Here is a 20,746-nt window from a genome sequence, read left to right on the forward strand (position 1 = left end):
CTCCCTTTGGATTCGGACTCGGGAAACTCGCCGTTCCCGACCATCCTCATCTTACCGCGGTCGGCAATTGGGCGGCGCGCGAGGGCCGGCGCGTCTTCTCCTCACGGTTGCTTGAGGAACGCGATCAGGTCGGCGAGGCCCTGGGGGCCGAGGGTTTCTTCGAGGCCTTCGGGCATCAGGGTTCGGCCGCTGGGGCGCAGGGCTTCGATCTCGGAGCGGAGCACCGATTGCTCGATCCCCTCGGCGGCGCGGAGCTTCAGGCTGGAGGCGGTTTCCTCGGCGAGCAGGCCCGAGAACGTCTGGCCGCGTTTGGTGACGACGAGGAACGTCGAGAAGTCGGGCGAGACGTCGGCGTTGGGGTCGAGGATGTCCTTCAGCAGCGCCGCCGGGGGACGGCCGGCGACGCCGGATAGGTCTGGGCCGACGCGGTTGCCCTTGCCCTGGCGCTGGTGGCACGTCTGGCAGTTCTTGGCGAACAGCTCGCCTCCGCGCTGGGCGTCGCCTTTCAGTTCGAGCGACGGCTGGAACTTCAGGACGACGGCGCCACGATCGGCCGGGGCCGATTTCGCCAGCAGCTTCTCGATCCGGGCGCGGAGCGCGGCGTCGGGCGTGAGCCGGAGCGCGTCGCGGTCGGCGGGGGCCAGCTCGGTCATCGCCACCTCCTCGTCTTCGATGGCCGTCACGAGCCGGTCGGCCAGCGGCGCCGAGGTCGTCAACGCCGACAGCACCTCGCGGCGGACGCGGGTCGGCAGCGCTCCCCAACGCTCCAGAATCCGCCCCGCCAGCTCGGGCGAGCCCACCTCGGCGACCGCCCGGGCCGAGGCCGATTGCACGGCGTCGGGCTGGCCGGGCGCGAGCAGGCCGGGGACCGCCTCGGCGCACGCCTCGGGCCGGCAGCGCGCCAGCAAGGCCAGCGCCTGGGCGCGGTCGGCCGGCGGGGCGTCGGCGGCAGAGACGACCTTCGCCGCGCGGTCGAGCAACGCGCTGATCCCCTTGAACGCCTCGGCCGGCCCTTCCTTCAACAGCGCATGCAGCGGCCGGCCCGCTCGCGACAGGCCGTCCGACAGGCCGTCGAGCAGGGCGATCCGGCCGGCGACCGACGCGGCGTTCGGATCGGGCGACAGCCGGGCCGCCAGCTTCCGCAACTCGTCGGGGCGATTCCGCGCCCCCACGATCGATGCCGCCGCCGCCAGCAATCGAGCCTGACCCGGCGACGTCGCGGCCAGCCATTCGGGGTCGTCGTCGAGCAACGCCTGCAAGAACCGATCGGCCTTCTCGCCCAGCCCGCTGAGCACCGCCAGGCGGGCCCATTCGTCGTCGGCGTCCCGCGCGGCGATTTTCGCCAGCGCGCCGGCCGCGCGGTCGTCGGCCAGGTCGCCCAGCGCGATCGCCGCCTGAAACCGCACGCGGATCTCGGGGGCGTCGGCCGCCTTGACCAGCGCGTCGGCGAGCCCCGGGCGGCCGTCGGCCAGCTTCGCGGCGGCCTCGCGGACGCCGGCGTTCGGATCGGAAAGCGCCCGGGCGAGCACGGCGTCGTCGAGCGATCCGAGGCCGTCGAGCGTCCAGAGGGCGTGCGCCCGGCCGAGCGGAGTCGCGCCGGCGTTCGCCAGCGCAGCCAACGCGGGGATCGCCGCCGTATCGTGGCGCTCGACGAGCAGCCGCTGGGCGGTGTCGCGCTGCCAGGCATTGATGTGTTCGAGCGAGGCGACCAGGACGGCCGTCGGCGCCTTGCCGAGCGGCGGGCCGACCGCGAGCTTCGCGTCTTTCTTGCTGATCCGCCAGAGCCGGCCCCGGTTGTTCCAGCGGCGGAAGTCGACCGACTTGCGCAGCGCTTCGGGGACGAACTGCGGGTGCTCGACCATCTCGCGGTAGAAGTCGACGACGTAAAGCGCGCCGTCGGGGCCGGTCGTCAGGTTGACCGGGCGGAAGCAGGGGTCGGTCGAGGCGAGGAATTCGCGGTCGGCTTCGGCCCGGCGGGCGAGGAACGTCGGCCCGCGCTGTTCCAGCACCCGGCGCTGGACCAGGTTCGTGAGCGATTCGCAGACGAAGGCGTCGCCCTTGTAGGCGTCGCCCAGGACGTCGCCGCGGTAGATCGTGGGGCCGCAGGTGGCGTTGAAATAGGCCGTCGACTCGCGATTGAACGTCGTCTGCGCGGGGCTGATCGGGAAGACCCGGCCGCCGTCGGCGGGGTCGAGGATCGACGCGACCGACGCCGATTCGGCTAGGTATTTGTTGCGGCTGAGGACGCGTTCCTCGATCACGGCGTGGCGGATCGGGATCGTGTTCCACGACGGGAACCGGCGGCCCCAATCATCGCGCGGCAGACCGAACTGGCTGAAGCCGGAGACCACCTGGATTTCGCCGGTGTCGGGCCGGAACCGGAAGTCGTGGCGGTTGAGCGGGACCGCCTTGGCGTCGGGGTCGCCGGGCCGGCGGACGACGCCGTCGCTGCGGCCGTTCGCGGCGTAAACCCAGTTGTCGGCGCCCCATGTCAGGCCGTTGACGCGAAGCTGCTGGTTCCCCTCGACGAACCCGGTCAAGACCACCCGGCGCTCGTCGGCGACGCCGTCGCCGTTCGTGTCCTTCAGGAACACAATGTCGGGCGCGGCGGTCACGAGCACGCCGCCGTTCCAGGGGAGCACGCCGTTCGGAAAATTCAATCCGTCGGCGAACGTCGATGCGGTCTCATAGCGGCCGTCGCCGTCGCGGTCGACGAGCATACGGACCTTGCCCGATTTCGGACCGGCCGGGTAGTCGGTCATCTCGACGACGAACAGCCGCCCGGCCTCGTCCCAGGCGACGGCCACCGGGCTGGCGATGTCGGGTTCGGACGCGATCAGCTCGATCCGCAATTCCGGGTCGATCAGCCGCAACGTCGCCCGTTCGTCCTCCGGCGACAGCGGCCCCGGCCCCGCCCCCGCCGTCAGGCTGATCCAGACCCCGAGGAAGACCCTGCGCGCCAGGCGCGACGAACGCAGTACGGAGTTTACGTGTGAACAGATCATCGTGGCTCGCTAGGTGAAACTCGGTTTGATTATGAGAACAGGCCGTCGCGGCCATGCCTTCTCCCCTTGCGGGAGAAGGCGGCCGGCACGGCCGGATGAGGGGGGAGCATCATCGTGTCTTTGTTCGGGTCACAGGGCGATCGAGCACCCCTCATCCGCCCCTTCGGGGCACCTTCTCCCGCAAGGGGAGAAGGGAACCCGAATCCGGCCGTCCACAACGTGTCTGCGAGCCGCGCTCAAACGTGGATCGAGAAGCCCTTGCGGTAGTCGCGGCGGATGTACTGGTCGGCGGCGGAGTTGTTCTTGGCGCGCATGTCCTTGGCGTCCCACTCGATCTTGGTGCCGGCCTTGAGGGCGACGACGCCCAGGAGGACGGTCTCGGTGAGGCGGCCGGCGTACTCGAAGTTCGAGAGCGCCTTCTTGGGGTCCTTGGTCTTGATGGCCTCGACCCACTCGGTGAAGTGGCCGGGCGAGCGCGGTAGGGTCGCCTCGGGCTTCTTGAATTCCTTGTACTTGTCGCGCGGCAGCAGGACGTGCTCGGCGCCGTAGTCGTTCACGGAGTAGAACGAGCCCTTCTCGCCGACGATCAACAGGCCGCTGCCGGACGACTTTTCGCCGTGCAGCAGCTTCTTGTAGGCGCGCTTCTCCTCGGGGAGCTTGTCGCCGCCGTCGTACCAGGTGAGGGAGAGCGGGGCGCGGCCGTTGCGCTCGCCGAACTGGGTCTTGATGATCGACCAGGTGGGGTAGGTTTCGCGGTCGACGATGCCGGAGGTGTCGAGGACCTCGACGCTCTCGGCGTCGAACAGCTCAAGGCCCATGGCGGCGACGTTGATCGTGTGGCAGGCCATGTCGCCCAGCGCGCCGGTGCCGAAGTCGAGCCAGCCGCGCCAGTTGAACGGGTGGTAGCCGCCGTGGTAGGGGCGGTCGTGGGCGGGGCCGAGGAATTCGTACCAGTGGACGTTGTTGGGGATGCCGGGGGTGTCGGTGGGGCGCTTGACGCCCTGCGGCCAGATCGGCCGGTTGGTCCAGACGTGGATCTCCTTGATCGGCCCGAGCGCGCCGGCTTTGAGCAGCTCGACGCCTTCGCGGAAGCCGTCGTCGGCGGTTCCCTGGTTGCCCATCTGGGTGCAGAGGTTCTTCTCGGCGGCGAGCGTGCGGAGGATGCGGGCCTCCTCGATCGACCACGTCAGCGGCTTCTGGCAGAACGTGTGCTTGCCCATCCGCATGGCCATCGCCGAGGCGACCGCGTGCGAGTGGTCGGGCGTGCTCACGGTGACGGCGTCGATCTTGTCGCCAAGCTCTTCGAGCATCTTGCGGTAGTCGAAGTACTTCTTCGCGTTGGGGTACTTGGCCGCCATCTTGTCGAGCGTTTTCTCGTCGATGTCGCAAAGGGCGACGATCTCGCCATGCTTGCCGGCGTCGTTGGTGTCGCTGTCCCCCTTGCCGCCGACGCCGATGCAGGCGAAGCGGACCTTGGAATTGGGCGACTCGTCGGCCGCCCGGGCGACGGCCGGCGCCGCGCCTCGCAAGAAGCTCCCGGAAACGCCGGCGATGGCGGAAGTGGTCAGGAAATCACGACGTTTCATGGTCCAGCGACTCCTCGAAAACAGGCAAGAGATCGGCCTCGGACCGCGACGCCCGAATCCGCCGATAGGTTTTCAGCATGACGCGCACCGCCCGCCGTCGCAAGCCGCCGCCGCCGCAACTCCAACCGCGATCGGGCAACTTACTCCGTCGGCCGGGCCGAGGCGCGGAGCATGGCGGCCATGCCTTCGAACAGGGCGCCGAGGGTGTCGGCGGCTTCGGCGGGGGCTTCGATGACGAGGTTGCCGTTGGGCTCGCGGCGGACGCTCAACTGCGAGAACAGCCGGCGGACCTCGCCGTCGCTGGCCGGCATCGCGGCCCTTCGCTCCTCGATCACGGTGGTCTCGCTGACGACCGCGACCGGGTCGCGCGATTCGTCGCCGGCCTCGATCAACTCGTCGAACCGGTCGGCGACCGCGTCGTCGAGGGCCGCGTCGGCCAGCTCGACGGTCTCGGTCTCGTCGTCCACCCCCCCGCCCCCTCGGGCGGCTTCAGCGATCGAGTCTTCGTAGAGCTTCTGGACGCGGCTCAAGAACGAGCCGGCGTTCTCGAACTGGATGGAGTCGCTCTGGCCGTCGAAGAGGCCCTTGAAGAACGCCTGCTTCGAGCCGACCAGATCGGCGATCCGTGATTCGATCCCCTGCTCCGCGATCAGGTTGTAGACGTCGATCGGCAGGTTCTGGCCGATCCGGTAGATGCGGCCGATCCGCTGTTCGAGGACGGCGGGGTTCCAGGGGAGTTCGAGGTTGACGACGGAGTTCGCCGCGCGCTGGAGGTTGAGCCCGACGCCGCCGGCGTCGCTGGCGAAGAGAATGCGGAACGTCGGGTCGTCGTGGAATTCGACGATGTTCTGGGTGCGCCGCCTGGGGTTCTCGGCGCCGGTGAAGAAGCCCGCGCGGAGGTTTTCCTCGGCGAGCAAGTCGCTGACCGCCCAGTGCGCCAGGTGGAGCATCCGCCGCCACTGGCTGAAGACGACGACCTTGCGGCCCTGGTCGAGCACGAGCTGGCGAATGAGCTGGCGCAGCTCGATCAGCTTGGGGGCCGACAGGCTCTTGAGCACGCCGTCGTCGGGGCTTCGGCGGCGGATCGACGGCCAGACGTCCTCGAACCGAAGCTGGGCCAGGCCGTTGGAGATGATCCGCTGCGTGGTCAACAGGCTCATCAACCGGAGGAATTCGTGCTGCTTGAGCGGACGGATCATCGAGATGCGGACGAGCTGCGCGATCGGCTGGTTGAGCGCGTCGTGCTCCTCCATCTGCTCTTCGGTCATCTCGATCGGCACCCGGACGTCGGTGCGGGGCGGAAGCTGGTCGAGCACCTCCTGCCGGACCCGCCGGAGCATGCACGGCGCGAGCCGCTCGCGGAGCGTGTCGAGGTTGCGGACGCCGACGACCTCCTTGCGGCCGTCGGCCCGGACGGCGTGGACCGCCGGCAGCCGCCACTTGGGCTCGAGCGCCATGTCGTCGACCCACTCGACCACCGACGCCAGCTCCTCGACCCGGTTCTCCATCGGCGTCCCGGTCAGCACCAGCCGGTACCGCGGATTCAAGCCCTTCACCGAGAGCGCCGTCTTGGTCGCCCAGTTCTTGATCCGCTGCGCCTCGTCGAGCACAACCAGGTCGGGCGCCCAGCCCCGCACCATCTCCAGGTCGCGAAGCAATTGCTCATAGTTGATGATGAGGAAGCCTTCATTGCAGCGTTCGTAAATCCGTTGCCGTTCGGCGGGCGGCCCGTCGACGACCTGGACCAAGAGGTCCGAGAACTGAGCCCACTCGCGGGCCCACTGGGGCTTGAGCGCCGCCGGCGCGATGATCAGCCCGCGCTTCGCCCGCCCGGCCCGCCACAGGACGTTGCAGCAGGCGATCGCCTGCGCCGTCTTGCCCAGCCCCATGTCGTCGGCCAGCAGTAGGCGCGTGGTCCGCAGGAACCGGTTCACCCCCTCGCGCTGATACGGATACAGCGGCCGCGAAAGCCCCTTGAAGGTGTTCTTCAGGTTCGACGGCCCGACCACGCCGCGGATGATCCGCGTGAGCCTCGCCTGCTCTTGGGCCAGCAAGGCATGCACCGCCGGATCGAGGCCGCGATCGCCCGGCGTCTTCGGCCCGACCGCCAGCAACGATTCGACGACGGCGAGCCGCTTCTCAGGCGCGTCGCGAAAGGCGTTCTTGACGAGGCCGTCGCCCTGGGCGTCGACCTTGAACAGGCCGCGCGGGGCGTCCTTCCCCGCGCCTCGCCAGACGACGCGCTCCAGCCAGTCGCCGAAGCCGACCAGCGGGCGGATCGGGTCCCACGTCAGCCCCTCGACATCGGCGTCCGTCGCGGTCTCGGCCTGTTCCTTGATCGCCCGGGCCAGCAGCCGGGGCCGGGAGTACAGATGCTCAACGACGGCCAGGACGTGCTTGCAGACGCCGAGCGAATTCTTGAGGAAGTCGGGGCAGTCGCATCGGCCGACGATCGGATCGACGCCCGAGGCGACCGTGTGGTACGGCCGTGAGTTCGACCCCTTGCGGCGGGTCGCGTACCGTCCGAGCGTCCGCCCGTCGGCCGGCCGGGCGTCGATCCGCAGCTCGTCCTTCCGCGCCGATTCCAGGCGCCGCAAGAGGGCGTCGACCGCCTCGACCCGCACCGGCCACTCGTCGGCCGGAACGATGCTCATCACATGCCGGGCCAGCGCCTCGGCCGGGATCGCGCCCCCCTTCCTGCCGATCCGACCGACGAGGACCCCGAGCGCCTCCGACTCGGGATCGGTCGGTTCATCTTCGGTCTCGAACTCGATGCCAGCCAGACTCATGGCGGGGTCTCGGTTGGTGGTTGGAGTCTCGGAGGATGCTCGGCTCACGGGGCCTGAAACGTGGTGGCGCCGGGGTGTTCGCCGGGGGTGACGCGGGCGCGGCCGTTGGCGGCGAGGTGTTCTAGGACGAGGTAGACGGCCTCAGCGGCTTCGGGCGCGCCGACGGCGGCGGCGATCTGATCGGCCGTATGCGGGGTCGCCGACAGGGCCGAGGCCGCCTTGTCCTGGATCGCCAGCACTTCGGCGGCGGCCTTCTTGCCGGCCTCAACGCCCGGCTGGTGGTAGGCGTTGACGTTCACGAGGCTCGCGTACAGCCCGACGGCCCGCTCGAACAGCGCGATGAGCGCGCCGACGGTCCGGGCGTCGACCCGCGTCACGGTGATCGTCACCGACTGGCGGTCGTTGGCGAACAGGGCCTCGCGGGTGCCGAGCAAAAAGCCGTGGAGGTAGTCGCCGGGCGTCGCGCCGGGCTCGACCTCGACCCCGTCGCCGCCGTCTTCGAGCACGCGGACGAACGTCAGGAAGAAGTTGTTGACGCCGTCGCGAAGCTGCTGGACGTACGCATGCTGATCAGTCGACCCCTTGTTGCCGTAAACGCTGATCCCCTGATCGACGCGGTTGCCGTCGAGGTCCAGCCGCTTGCCCAGCGACTCCATCACGAGCTGCTGGAGGTATCGACTGAACAGCAAAAGTCGATCCTTGTAGGGGAGCACGACCATGTCCTTGCGCCCCTTGCCGTCGGTCGCGAGGAACCACATCAGGGCCAGCAGCGCGGCGGGGTTCTTGGCGGCGTCGTGCGCGCGGGTCGCCTTGTCCATGTCGGCCGCGCCTTCGAGGAGGGCGGTCATGTCGAGGCCCTGGAGCAGGCCCGGCACGAGGCCGACGGCGGAGGTCTCGCTGGTCCGGCCGCCGACCCAATCCCACATCGGGAATCGGGCGAGCCAGCCTTCCTTGACGGCGGCCTGGTCGAGCTTCGAGCCGTCGCCGGTCACGGCCGCCGCGTGCTTGGCGAAATCGAGGCCCGCCGCGCGGTAGGCTTCGGCGATCACGAGCATGCCGTTGCGGGTCTCGGGCGTGCCGCCGCTCTTGCTCATGACGACGACGAGCGTCTCGTCGAGATTCGCACCCAGCCGCGCGACCTCGCGGGCGATGCCGTCGGGGTCGGTGTTGTCGATGAAGTGGGGCTGAAGCTTGTCGATCCCGGGGCCCCCCAGGGCGTCGGCGACGAACATCGGGCCGAGGGCCGAGCCGCCGATGCCGATCGACAGCATCCGCGTGAATCGTGGCTTGCGCTGGGGCTTGATCGCGCCCGAGTGGACCTGGGCGGCGAAGTCGACCGCCGCGGCGAGCGTCCGGGCGATCTCGTCGGTCAGGTCCGACGTCGGCGCGAGTTCGGGGGCGCGCAGCCAGTAATGGCCGACCATCCGGTTCTCGTCCGGGTTGGCGATCGCCCCCTTCTCCAGCTCGTCCATCGCCGCGAACGCGCGGTCGAGCGCCGGCTTCATCCGCTCCAGGTCGGCGTCGTCGAACGCCATCCGGCTGACGTCGAGCGAGACCCCGACCGAGGCGACCTGACAGAGCGTCCGCTGATAGCGCTTCCAAAGTTCCTGGGCGTTCATTCCGTTCTCGATTCCCATCAGGTCAAGGTGCTAAGTCGTCAAAATATGAATCGCCATCATCATTCCGGCGACGGCCAGCACGGCGGCGAGGGCCATCGAAGCCGACAGGCTCATTTGCGGGTTCGCCACCCCGGCGCGGAGCGCCCGGATGTACACGCGATGACGGACGGCCGCGACCAGACAGACCGCGACGCCGAAGCAGACCATCGTGAATCCGAGGTAGGGCGAGAACTTCGAGTTATACGGACGGCTCGGGTCCATGATCGCCAGACTCCGGATCAAGAAGCCGAACCGGGCGATCACGAAGCCGAAGCCCATCAGCCCGATCGAGGTCCGCACCCAGGCCAGGTAGGTGCGCTCGGCGGCCAGGTAGACCCGGGGGTCTTCGATCGGTGGGTGCGTCTCGTGATGTTGGTTCAGGTCCATGCCGGATCGTGTCTCGGGTGAAAAGTCGTCGAGAGCTATCATACACAGACGCCGACCGCGGCGAGTATGCCTTCCCCCCCACCGGGAGAAGAGATCATCGCATCGGCAATCGTCTTTGTCGTCAGGCCAGGCCGATCAGGGCGCCGACGGTCTCGTCGCAGGCGCGGGCGACGTCGCCGTCGCCTCGGTTGGCGGCGACGAGAATCCCGAAGTCGCGGGCCGGGGCGAGCCAGATGGTGCAGTACCAGTAGGTGTTGCTGCCCGAATGGGTCAGCGCCCGGCCTCCGGCCCAGGGCCGATTGACGACGATCCAGCCGGCGGCGTACTGCGAACCCTTCGGCGCCGTGTGCAGTTCGCGGAACGTCTCGGCCCGGAGCAGCTTGCCGTCGGCCCGCTCGCCGCGAAGGTGGGCGATCGCGAACTTCGCCCAGTCGGCCGTCGTGCAGTGCACGGTTCCGGCCGGTCCCAGGCAGGCCGCGTTGTCGTGTCGGGTCGCTTCGAGCCGGCCGCGAACCATGTGGTGGCCGAACGGCTGGTCGACGGTTCCCGGCCGCCCTTCGCCGGGCGGGCCGAAGCCCGCCGAGAACATGTTGAGCGGCGCGAACAGCCGCTCTTGCATCAAATCTTCCCAGGGCTGGCCGGTCGCCTGCTCGGCCATCAGGCCCGCCAGCGCGTAGCCGGCGTTCGAGTAGGCGTAGGTCGCTCCCGGCTTCGTGAGCGGCGGCTTCGACATGAGTTGAAGCATCGCCGAACGCCGCTGTTCGGTCGTCGTCTGGCCGGCGAGCTGCCACCACGAAGCGTCGTGCGGCAGGCCCGCCCGGTGGGTGAGCAATTGCCAGAGCGTGACCTTCTGAAAGTCGGGATGCAACCCCGGCGCGTCGTCCGGGAAGAGTTCGGAGATCGTCGTCGAGGGCGCGAGCAACTGGTCCTCGAACAGCGTGCCGATCATCGTCGCCGTCATGGCCTTGGTGCACGAACCGATGTGGATCTGGTCGGTCACGCGGATCGGGTCGGACGAGCCGATCTTGCGGACGCCGACCGCGCCGATCGCCGTGATCGCGGTCCCCTTGAGGATCGCGCCGATCATGCCGGGCGGCTTGTAGGCTTCGACCATCGGCGCGAGGATCGTCTCGATCCGGGGATCGCTCGCGAGGCCCGTCTCCCAGGGCTCGAGCACCGGCCGCATCGCCGTGCGGTCGCGAGCGACCACAGGCCGTCGAACCGTGCGCCGGCCCTTGGTCTGGGGCTTGGGCTCCTGGGCCGAGGCTCGGCCTCCGAGCCCGCCCGCCGCGATCGCCAGCCCTCCCGCCAGGGCCGAACCCAGCCAGCCGCGCCGATCGATCATCGCCGTCTCCCCCTCCTGAGATTCGCAATCGCCCGCATCAGCCGCGTCGACACGGCATCATTCCAGCTTAGATCCCGCGAATCCGATCCGCAAATGGCGACGGTCGTGTTTCGGTCCGACTCTCGGAGTTCGATCGGTCGGGCGAACTCTGTCGACCGGGCTCGCGCGGCGGCCTTTCCGACTTGGGCGGCTGTTTCCGGCAAGGATGAATGCAGGTTTTGCAATGCGACCCGCGCGAATGGCGCGGTTGTCGTGGATAGGGAAATTCGAATCCGACGATTGCAATCGACGGGCTCTCGCGCCCATGCTGGACTTGCCGATTAACGCGGCAGCGGGGCGGCCGTCGCACGATTCGGTTCGACCGATCGACGACGTATTTAAGGGCTTGAATGGGATGGAGGGTCTTCCATGGATCGCTTCGTCATGCTCGAAAGACTGCCGACCGGGTTCGTTATTCCTCGGGACATGAAGGACCGGTTGTCTTACGACGCCGCGACCAAGCGGCTCACGTGCAACGGCTACATGAGCAAGACCGACTTCGATCGGCTCTCGCAGCTCACTCAGGATTGGTCGTTTCGCCGCAAGCTGGAAGAATTGTTCCGCTCGTGTGCGTACAATGACCAGCCCGACGCTCGCTCTCGCCCTCGCGGCGGCCTGCTTTCGGGGCTGTTGCGGCGGTTCGTCCCCGGATAAGCGAGCGAGTTGGAGTCGACGTGATCATGAGATGGAGCGGGATGGCGGCGTGTGCGTTCCTGTGCCTGGCGGTCGCCGCGCGGGTCGACGCGGCCGACGGCCTGGAGCGGCTGAAGTACAACAACCCCGGCCTCGTCGTCGACCTCGGCGTCGGCCTCTGGGCCTGGCCGCTGCCGATGGATTTCGACGGCGACGGCGACCTCGACCTCGTCGTCGCCTGCCCGGACCAGCCGTACAACGGCGTCTACTTCTTCGAGAATGCGACCGGCCCGACCTCGGCCGTCAAGACCCCGGTCTTCAAGCCGGGTCGGCGCATCAGCAAGGGGTTGCAGAACGTCCAGGTCAGCTACGTCGACGGCCGCCCCCGCGTCCTTTCGCCGGGCTTCGAATACCCCGACTTCCTCAACCGCGGCCTCGACGTCGTCAAGAGTCTCGGCCTGCCCGCGAACATCCACCCGAACAAGGTGCGCGGGAATTTCTGGCGGCTGGTCGACTATGACGGCGACGGCAAGCTCGACGTCGTCGTCGGCGCCGACGACTGGACCGATTACGGCTGGGACGACGGCTACGACGTCGCCGGCAAGTGGACGCGCGGCCCGTTGCGCGGGTTCGTCTATGTGATCCGGAACGTGGGCGAGAACGATGCGCCGAAGTATGAGAAACCGTTCCAGGCGACGGCCGCCGGCGCGCCGATCGAGGTGTTCGGCTGGCCGTCGCCGAACTTCGCCGATTTCGACGGCGACGGCGATCTCGACCTGATCTGCGGCGAATTCCTCGACGGCTTCACGTACTTCGAGAACGTCGGCTCGCGGACCCGTCCCGAGTACGCGGCCGGCAAGCGGCTGGCGAACGCCGACGGCCGCCCGCTGGCGATGGACCTGGAGATGATCACGCCGACCGCGATCGACTGGGATCTTGACGGAGACGTCGACCTGATCGTCGGCGACGAGGACGGCCGGGTCGCGTTCGTCGAGAACGCCGGCGCGCTCGCCGCCGACCGCTCGCCCCGGTTCCTGGCGCCTCGCTATTTCCAGCAAGAGGCCGACGACCTGAAATTCGGGGCGCTCGCCACGCCGGTCGGCTTCGACTGGGACGGCGACGGCGATTTCGACATCCTCTCGGGGAACACGGCCGGCTACATCGGCTTCTTCGAGAACCTGAGCGGGCCCGGCGTCGAGAAGCCGAAATGGGCCGCGCCGAAGCGGCTGGATGCCGACGGCGCCATGATCCGCGTGATGGCGGGTCCGAACGGCAGCATCCAGGGGCCTTGCGAGGCCAAGTGGGGCTACACCACGCTGAGCGTCGCCGACTGGGACTCCGACGGCCGGCCCGACCTGCTCGTCAATTCGATCTGGGGCAAGGTCCAGTGGCATCGCAACATCGGCTCGCGGACGCAGCCGAAGCTCGCCGCAGCGCAGCCGATCGAGGTGGAATGGAATCAGGGCCGCCCGCAGCCGCACCTGCCTTGGGGCTGGCTTCGGCCCGAGGGCAAGGCCCTGCTCACGCAATGGCGGACGACGCCGTTCGCGATCGACTGGAACCGCGACGGCATGGTCGACCTGGTGATGCTCGATCACGAAGGCTATCTCAGCCTCTTCCCTCGCGCCCGGTCCAGCGGCCGGCTGGTCCTCCTGCCTCCACGGCGAGCGTTCTACAAACCCAACGGCGACCCGCTACGGCTCAACGCGGGCAAGGCCGGCAAGAGCGGCCGGCGCAAGCTCTGCGTCGTCGACTGGGACGGCGACGGCAAGCTCGACCTCCTGCTCAACGCCGCCAACGCCCAGTTCTTCCGCCAGGTCGACGCCGAGGACGACGTCTGGGCCTTCCGCGACATGGGCCCGCTTTCCAACCAGAACATCGAAGGCCACGACGTCAGCCCCACCGTCGTCGACTTCAACGCCGACGGCCTCCCCGACTTCCTCGGCGGCGCCGAAGACGGCCGGTTTTATTACCTTCGCAACCCCGCGACGAAGCTGGGTAAATAGAATTTGTATATGAGTCGTAGTCGTAGGGTGGCACGGGTTCGTACTCGACCCCGTGATCGCTTGCCACGGCCTGTCCCACGGGTTCGGACGAACCGAACCCGTGCCACCCATTGCACTCGTTCGCATCCTCAATCGATCGCGACCTGTCGGCCGTCGGCGCCGTTGGCGAACCGGAGGAGCAGCGTGTGCGAGGCGTCGTCCCAGGTCTGGGACTCGCCGTCAGCCGGCTGGCCGTCGACCGTGACCTTGGCCGGACGCTTCGCGAGCGCGACGCGGATAGCGGCCGTCGTGTCCTTCGGGCCTCGGGCGACGAACTTCAGGCCTCCTTCGGGCGTTGGCGTCTCGCTCGTCACGCGGCAGGCGGCGGCGAGCACGCGGGGCGCTTTCGCGGCGCGGTCGAGGTCGATCAAAAGCGCCCGGGTCGTCGGGGCGAGCGGCACGGATTCGACGACCTTCAGGCCGGCGTCGAACAGGTCGATGAACCGCCCCTTGAGCGTGTGGCTTTGCCCCGGCTTGTCGGCTTCCAGCCCCGCGGCGATCACGTACGGGCCGCGGCGGAGCACCATGTGGTCGGTCTCGCCGTACGAAACGCCGGCGGCCTGGCAGGCCTGCTCGATCAGCTTGCGGATTTGTACGGCGCCATCGATTTTGTAAGTCAGCGCGGCCGGGCTGGCGGCGTCCCAGATCAGCGTCCCCTTGTCGACCTTGTGCGCGCCGGGCTTGGCGTCTCGCCCCACGCCGAGGGCCTCGAAGAGCGACTGCCGGGGCGTCGTGAAACCGGGGCCGCCGGGGGCGTTCCACCAGGCCTTGACGGCGTTGTACGGGTCGCGGTCGTCGTCGACGAACACGAGCGCGCCGCCGGCCTTCACCCAGTCGGCGAGCACTTTGTCGGCGTCGGGCGACATCGGCTTCATGCCCTCGTACGTCATGAGCAAGACCTTGTAGCGGTCGAGGTCCTTCGTGGTCTTGAGGTTCTCAAGCTGGACGGGTTCGACGGGCATGCCGCGCTCGACCATCGGCAGGGCCAGGCCGAAGAACGAGCCGAGGTGCTGGTCGGATTGGTTCGGCCCCTCGCGCTGAAACATCATCGTATCGGACATCACCAGGCCGACGCCGCGCGTGCCGCTCTCCCACGCGAGGTCGCTCTGTTCCATGTCGTTGAGCGCGTTCATGACGGTGAGTAGCTCGGTGGCGTACGAAGCCGGGATCGGCTGAGGTTCGGGCCGGGCCTTGAGGAGGTCGCGGAACCGCCGCCCGCGCTCCGGCCGGGGGTATTTGCCGTGGAACACGCGGTCGGGCCAGGGCGCGACCTCGTACCGCGACGTCTCGGGCCAGAACAGCGAGGCGACGACGGTGCATTCCCAGTTGATCTTGTAGTTGTCCCAGGTGTACTCGGGGTTGTCCTCGATGGGATCGTGGAGGAACCAGAGCTTGCCGCCGCTCCCTCGGGTGGCGGCGGTCATCGAGCCGTATTCGAGGAACGCCGTCTGGAACGTCCGCTCGGCCTCGACGCCGCGATAGACGTTGTGCGTCCGCGCGGTGCCGGTCCAGACCTGGGCGATGAACCCGTCGGCGCCGACCTGGAGCAGGCTCGACTCGGGGCTGACGATCCGCCACTGGGCGTAGTTCACCAGGCTGTGCGTGGGGACGTAGCACTTCACGTTCTTGCCCGTCTTGGCGTTGTGCTCCTTCACCGCGTCGAAGATCTGCTTGAGGGCGTCGCGGTAAAGGACGTACTTGAGCTTCGATGCGCGATACTGGGCGTCGGGCGACTCGTGCGGCGGAATCCATTCTTCCTTATAGTGCGCGCGCCAGGCGCGTTTGAAGCCTTCGCCGTAGCCGGCGCGGGCCCAGAATTCGGGCTCCTCCAGGTGGATCGCCTCGGCGCCGGCGTCGATGGCCTTGATGACGTTCTGCGCCAGGTATTTGCCGTAATTCGGCCCGGGGCACATGTAATAGACGTCGCCGCCGTGCGAGATGACCTTGCCGTTGCGATCGGTCTGCGCCTCGTCGACGTGATTCTTGCCGTCGAACCGCCCGTAGAGGTAATCCTGATATTGCCCCCACGAAACACCGGTCATCAACTGCGTGATGTAGCCGCGACTCTTCCATTGCGCGAGCCGCTTGGGCAGGTCGTTGCCGACCCCGTAGCACATCACGACGTCGGCCGGAAGTTGAAGCCCAGGGTCCCAGTAGGCACCCGTCTGGAACGACGTCCGCTCCTCTTTCTGACGCGGGTCGACCAGCGCCGAGGGATTGAGCGACTGGCCCCTGACCGACGTTGTGAGCGCGGCGAACGCGAAGAGAACAAGGGCGCGGCTGGATGGTTTCATGGCGGGAGGGTCCATGGGAGGATCGTGATTGACCGCTCGTCCGTCCGGACGGATGAGGGAGAGTCGAGCGCCGAGGCGTTCGCGTACGATCAAACGCACGCCTCCATTATCCCCTTAGGAGTGCGCCGGGTCATCCCCGAACCCGTCTCGCCGAGGCGGTTGGGGCCGTCCACGACTTCGGCGTATCGCGGCCGAGGGTTTCGGCTTCGTGCTGGAGGAGCCAGAGCTTGCGGTCGAGGCCGCCGCCGTAACCGCCGAGGGTGCCGTCGGCGGCGATTACGCGGTGGCAGGGGACGATGATACTGATCGGGTTGCGGCCGTTCGCGCCCCCCACGGCTCGCGCTGCGCCATCCTTGCCGACCCGCCGGGCCAGCTCGGCGTAACTGATCGTCTGGCTGTATGGGATCTTGTAAAGCTCCTCCCACACCCGACGCTGGAACGGCGTGCCGTCGGTCTGCATCGGCAGGTCGAAGCCCCGCGCGCGGCCGTCGAAATACGCCTCGAGCTGCGCGCGGGCGGCGTCGAGCACGGTTCCGCCTTCGATCCAGTCGTCCGAAATCGTCGTCTCGGATCGCAGGCCGAGCATGTGGAGGCTGGTCAGGGCTCCACCGCGCGAGGTCAGCAGGACGTCTCCGATAGGGCTCGAATGCCAGGCGAAATGTGTGGACGTGCTCATGTCGGCGTTGCTCCCGTGTTCCAGAGGTGCATGGCGGCGTAGGCTCGCCAGGGCCGCCACGTTTCGGCGATGGCGTCGAGGTTGCGGATGGACGATTCGCCGACGGCCTTCAGCAAGCCGAGGTCGCCGGTCGGGAAAGCGTCGGGCCAGCGGAGGGCCCGCATGGCGATGTAATGAGCGGTCCAGTCGCCGACGCCCGGCAGCCGTTTGAGCCGCGCAATCGTGGCGTCCGGGTCGGCGCCGGGCTCCAGTCGGATCGAGCCGTCGGCCATCGCCGCGGCGAGTTCCCGGATCGCGATCGCGCGCGGGCCTGTAATGCCGAGCGTCTGGATCTCCGACGGATCAACGGCCGCCACCCGCGCGGCGCTCGGCCCGATCCGGTCGAGGCCCGCGATCGGGGTTTCGATCGGCTCGCCGAAGGCCGACGCGAACCGGCCGGCGAGGGTCGTCGCGGCGGCGACCGAGATCCGCTGGCCGAGGATGGTCCGCACGGCCAGCTCGAAGCCGTCGACGCAGCCGGGGACGCGGAGTCCCGGAAACAGGCTCACCGCGGCGGCCAGGCGCGGGTCGACCGCGAGCTGCGCGGCGATCCGGTCGGGTCGGCAGTCAAGGTCGAACAGGCATCGAATCCGCCCGAGAAGCGGCGCGAGCGCCGGCAGCAGCGAGCTGGCCATCTCGACGGCCACGGCGTTGCGCTTCGGCCGGTGTTCGACTCGTATCCAACCGCGTGCGTCGCCGACGGCGATCGTCCGCGCGTACCGGACGTCGGCGACGACCTCGACCCCGGCGGTCGCCCGGCCGGACAGGAAGCCGAGCAGTCCGTCCCACGCGAACGGCGGCCGGTACGCGAGGCTGAGCGTCAGACTTGCGGCGTCGGCCGGCGCGTCGGCCTGGCGGCGTCGAATCCGCGACGGCGGCATGCCGTAATGGGTCCGAAACAGCGCATTGAACCGGCGGAGGCTGGCGAACCCGCTGGCCGACGCGACGGCGATCATCGGCAGCGCCGTCTCGGTCAGCAGGTGCTTGGCCAGCAGCAGCCGCTTCGTCTGGGCGAGCACGACCGGAGCGACGCCGAACTCCTGTTGCACCACCCGCCGAAGCTGGCGCGAGCTGAGGCCCAACTCGTCGGCGAGCCTCTCAAGGCTGCCGCCGTCGTTGAGCGCGCCAGCCTCGATCCGGACCGCCGCCTGCCTGGCGAGCCTCCCCGGCGCGTCCATCGGCGCGTGTCCCGGGGCCAGCTCGGGCCGGCACCGCAAGCAAGGGCGGAAGCCCGCTTGCTCGGCCGCCGCCGCGTGGTCGAAGAACCGGCAGCGGTCGGCCCCGGGCGTTCGCGCCGGGCAGATCGGCCGACAGTAGATCCCCGTCGTCGTCACCCCGACGAAGAACACTCCGTCGAAGCGCCGATCGCGGGCAGCCAGGGCTCGATAGCAAGTTGCGTCGTCGGTTCTCATGCAGGAAATGTAACAGCCGCCCCGCCCGACGTCTCGCCGTTTTCGGACGCCGAGGCGCGGAGCGGCCGTCATGTCCGAAAACGGCTGGCCGATACGCGGATGCCAGGTCGGCGCTCTACGCCGACCGTCGCGGCGATGGTACGATCGATCGAAATCACCGAATTGTCGACCGGGAACAAGACCCCATGATCATGCCACGACTCAAGGAAGCCACGCGCCCGCACCACGATGCGATCGAGACCCGGATCGACGTCTTCCGGATGGGGCGGACGATCGAAGGCTACCGGCGCGTCCTGGAGCGGTTCCTCGGGTATTACGAACCCGTCGAAGAGGCCTTCGGTCGCACCTCCGGCTGGGAGGCGACGGGCCTCGATCCCGACGAGCGGAGGAAGGCCCCCCTCCTCAAGGCGGATCTCCTTGCGCTCGGCCTCGATAACGAAGCCATCGCCGCCCTGCCCCGCTGCCGGGATTTGCCAAGCCTGACCGGCCTGGCCGAAGCCTTCGGCGCGATGTACGTTCTGGAAGGGGCGACGCTCGGCGGGCAGTACATCCGGAAGAGCGTCGCAAGCGAATTCGGGATCGGCCCGGATTCCGGCTGCGCCTTCTTCAGCAGTTACGGCGACCGCGTCGGCCCGATGTGGAAGGCGTTCGGCGCGGCCCTCACGGACTATGCGACGACGCCCGAAATCGAGGACGCCGTCATTCGCTCGGCGATCGAGACGTTCGAGGCGATCAACGGGTGGTTCGCGGCCGATGTGTGAGTGATCCGGCGGTCGAGAACGCGGTATGAGCCTCCCGCCCCGCCTTGGTGCGTGGGATGGAGGACGGGAGGCCGAAGCCGCGTTTTCTACTTCGCGTCGAGCTTCTCAAGGAGCCGGTCAAGCTTTTCTTCGACCTTCTGGAGCCGCTGCTCGACCGACGAGGCAGACGATGCGGGAGCGGCCGGCGCGGTCGGGGCAGGAGCTTTCGCGTCGATCGGCGGGGTCGTAGGCGGATGGACGGTCGTCGTCGCCGTGCGTTGGTCCACGTTGGGGAACCAGCTTGTATCGACGACCTCGCCGCCGTTCCGCGTGATTAGGTGGAGCAGCAAGTTCTGGCGGACGTTCGGGAGCACGTGGACCGAGCCGTCGCACAAGCCCAGCAGGTAGCCTCTCGGATCGCTCTCGTCCAGCACCGGGAGATCTTGTCCGGGGACGAACGGGAGTTCGCCCGGCCTGGTCCAGATCGTCGCGTCGCGCGCCATCACAACGAACACCGTGTTCGACGTGCCGTCGGTGATTTCCCTCATCTCGACGCCCCGCGGCCTGGCGGGCGACGGAGTCGCCGTCGTCCTGGCGCCTATCGCGTTGCGCGTGGTCAGGGCCGGGTCGAAAACGGAGCCCTTGCCGGCGAATCCCCGGATGCGGGTCTGGCCGTTGGGCGCGGGGGCGCCAGGCGTCTCGAAGACGGCGGGCATGCGGTCGATCAGAGCCTTGTTGTGCGGACTGTCCCACGGCTCGTTCAGGTGGAATTGTTGATACAGCTCGCTCTGGTCGAGGTACGGCAAGATCGCGACGCGCCAGCTTAACAGGGGCTGGCCCGCGTCATTGGAGATCGCCGCCGGGGGGAAGGTGGCGCTGGCGTTCGCTGAGATGTAGTTATGAGTGGCGGCGAGGATCTCCTTGAGGTGCTGGTCTCGGGCCTTCGAGTCTGGGGTGACAGTGGACAGGGCCGGGTTTTGGCCCTGGCCCTGGCCGCCGGGCTGATCCCCGGACGATGGCAGGTAGACCTGGGCCAGCGTCGGCTTGATCCAGACCGCTGTGCCGAGGCCGGCGAGGCCGACTCCGGTGGCGAGCACAAGGGCCGTGAAGGTGGATTTAGCGAACATGGTTGTTGCGACTCCCTCGGTGAGAGCGACGACGCCCGGTGCGACGGCCTTGGTCGTGACCGTCTTCAGGGTCGCGCGGATCAGGGTGGACGAAGCGGGAGACGCGAAGGTGAACGCGTCGGTCGTGGTCAAGGCCCCAAGGGCCACGGCCGGGGCGATTCCACGGCTCGTCAAACGAGCGCGCAGGGTCTCCCGGGCGCGAGCCAGGCGGCTCTTGACGGTTCCGACCGGGCAGTCAAGCCGATGCGACGCCTCTTCGGCCGTCGCGCCGTCCAGCAGGCAGGCGACCAGCACGTCGCGATGCTTCGCCGGCAGCCGAGCCAGCTCGGCGTCGATGATCGGCATCACGTCGCACCATTCGGCGTTCCCTCCTTCGCGGGAAGGAACGTCGATGATCGCCTCATCCTTGCGACGAGAGGCGCGAGCGCGGGCCTTGCCGGCCACGCGCATCGCCACCCCATGGAGCCAGGGCCCCAGACGGTCGGGGTCCCGCAGTCGACCCCCCTTCCGCACCAGGACGAGGAACGTCGCCTGAAAAGCGTCGTCCGCGTCGTGCGGGCTGGGCAGAAGCCGCCGGCAAACGCCCCGGACCATCGGTCCGTGACGATTCACCAGCGCCTCGAAGGCCGACTCGTTCCCCTCGGTCAAGAAGCTTTCGAGCAGGGCGCCGTCCCCCGATGAGACGGTCCCATAACGAAAAAGCCGATCCAGGTCCTGAAACAGCAGCCCTTTATCGCTCTTTCTCATCCCCTGCCCCCGTCGCTTGGTTCGCGTCTACAGAGATACTGCCCCCTGACCTCGCTTTGGGTCCGTCGCCTGGCGAATTTTCTTCGGGAAGATGGGACCGGGCTTGCTTCGTTGGGTCGGTATGCAAGCCCGAAGCGCCAGCGAGTGCATTGTTTTGCGTTCGCATACTCGGCCGGCTGACGTGGAATGCACTCGCTGGCGCTTCGGGCTTGTATTTCGCTCTC

At 68.4% G+C, this 20,746-nt stretch carries 13 protein-coding genes; 3 read left to right on the forward strand and 10 right to left on the reverse strand.

Annotated elements, in window-relative coordinates:
- Window positions 1-101: 101 nt before the first annotated feature.
- The 6 genes from BSF38_RS03490 to BSF38_RS03515 all read right to left on the reverse strand — a co-directional run bounded on the left by BSF38_RS03490 (window position 102) and on the right by BSF38_RS03515 (window position 10,770).
- Window positions 102-3,005 (reverse strand): PVC-type heme-binding CxxCH protein, encoded by a 2,904-nt coding sequence (locus BSF38_RS03490; RefSeq protein ID WP_076343479.1) that lies wholly within the window; start codon window positions 3,003-3,005, stop codon window positions 102-104.
- Between the two features lie 236 nt (window positions 3,006-3,241).
- The gene (locus BSF38_RS03495; protein ID WP_076343480.1) at window positions 3,242-4,591 is read right to left on the reverse strand and encodes a Gfo/Idh/MocA family protein; all 1,350 of its coding nucleotides are present in this window, start codon (window positions 4,589-4,591) and stop codon (window positions 3,242-3,244) included.
- Between the two features lie 140 nt (window positions 4,592-4,731).
- Complete coding sequence (locus BSF38_RS03500; RefSeq protein ID WP_076343481.1) at window positions 4,732-7,380, reverse strand: DEAD/DEAH box helicase; 2,649 nt, start codon at window positions 7,378-7,380, stop codon at window positions 4,732-4,734.
- A gap of 44 nt (window positions 7,381-7,424) precedes the next feature.
- A complete protein-coding gene (locus BSF38_RS03505) occupies window positions 7,425-8,999 on the reverse strand; it encodes a glucose-6-phosphate isomerase (RefSeq protein WP_076350566.1) in 1,575 nt (524 codons plus the stop codon).
- A 30-nt stretch (window positions 9,000-9,029) separates the two neighbouring features.
- Entirely contained in the window at window positions 9,030-9,425 is a 396-nt protein-coding gene (locus BSF38_RS03510; protein WP_076343482.1) for a YidH family protein, read from the reverse strand.
- Between the two features lie 121 nt (window positions 9,426-9,546).
- Window positions 9,547-10,770 carry a serine hydrolase domain-containing protein gene (locus BSF38_RS03515; protein ID WP_076343483.1) on the reverse strand — a complete coding sequence of 408 codons (1,224 nt, stop codon included), beginning with the start codon at window positions 10,768-10,770 and terminating at the stop codon, window positions 9,547-9,549.
- A gap of 408 nt (window positions 10,771-11,178) precedes the next feature.
- Here BSF38_RS03515 and BSF38_RS03520 point away from each other — a divergent pair, with 408 nt between their 5' ends.
- The gene (locus BSF38_RS03520; RefSeq protein WP_076343484.1) at window positions 11,179-11,463 is read left to right on the forward strand and encodes a hypothetical protein; all 285 of its coding nucleotides are present in this window, start codon (window positions 11,179-11,181) and stop codon (window positions 11,461-11,463) included.
- Window positions 11,464-11,489: 26 nt separating this feature from the next.
- Window positions 11,490-13,448, forward strand: coding sequence for an FG-GAP repeat domain-containing protein (locus BSF38_RS03525; protein ID WP_076350567.1), 1,959 nt, complete (start codon window positions 11,490-11,492; stop codon window positions 13,446-13,448).
- 128 nt (window positions 13,449-13,576) lie between these two features.
- Here BSF38_RS03525 and BSF38_RS03530 read toward each other — a convergent pair whose 3' ends face one another.
- From BSF38_RS03530 to BSF38_RS03540, 3 genes are all read right to left on the reverse strand, one after another.
- Window positions 13,577-15,781, reverse strand: a complete 2,205-nt coding sequence (locus BSF38_RS03530; protein WP_083713735.1) for a type 1 glutamine amidotransferase family protein — start codon at window positions 15,779-15,781, stop codon at window positions 13,577-13,579.
- Between the two features lie 130 nt (window positions 15,782-15,911).
- Window positions 15,912-16,457, reverse strand: a complete 546-nt coding sequence (locus BSF38_RS03535) for a methylated-DNA--[protein]-cysteine S-methyltransferase (protein WP_076343485.1) — start codon at window positions 16,455-16,457, stop codon at window positions 15,912-15,914.
- Entirely contained in the window at window positions 16,454-17,908 is a 1,455-nt protein-coding gene (locus BSF38_RS03540) for an AlkA N-terminal domain-containing protein (RefSeq protein WP_076343486.1), read from the reverse strand. Before BSF38_RS03540 ends, BSF38_RS03535 begins: the two co-directional genes overlap by 4 nt.
- A gap of 185 nt (window positions 17,909-18,093) precedes the next feature.
- On the opposite strand from BSF38_RS03540, the gene BSF38_RS03545 reads away from it, so the two are divergent.
- Window positions 18,094-18,669, forward strand: a complete 576-nt coding sequence (locus BSF38_RS03545) for a biliverdin-producing heme oxygenase (protein ID WP_083712668.1) — start codon at window positions 18,094-18,096, stop codon at window positions 18,667-18,669.
- An 86-nt stretch (window positions 18,670-18,755) separates the two neighbouring features.
- Here BSF38_RS03545 and BSF38_RS03550 read toward each other — a convergent pair whose 3' ends face one another.
- Window positions 18,756-20,522, reverse strand: coding sequence for a sigma-70 family RNA polymerase sigma factor (locus BSF38_RS03550; protein ID WP_076343487.1), 1,767 nt, complete (start codon window positions 20,520-20,522; stop codon window positions 18,756-18,758).
- Window positions 20,523-20,746 lie beyond the last annotated feature (224 nt).

The sequence above is a fragment of the Paludisphaera borealis genome (assembly GCF_001956985.1).
Classification (GTDB): Bacteria; Planctomycetota; Planctomycetia; order Isosphaerales; family Isosphaeraceae; genus Paludisphaera; species Paludisphaera borealis.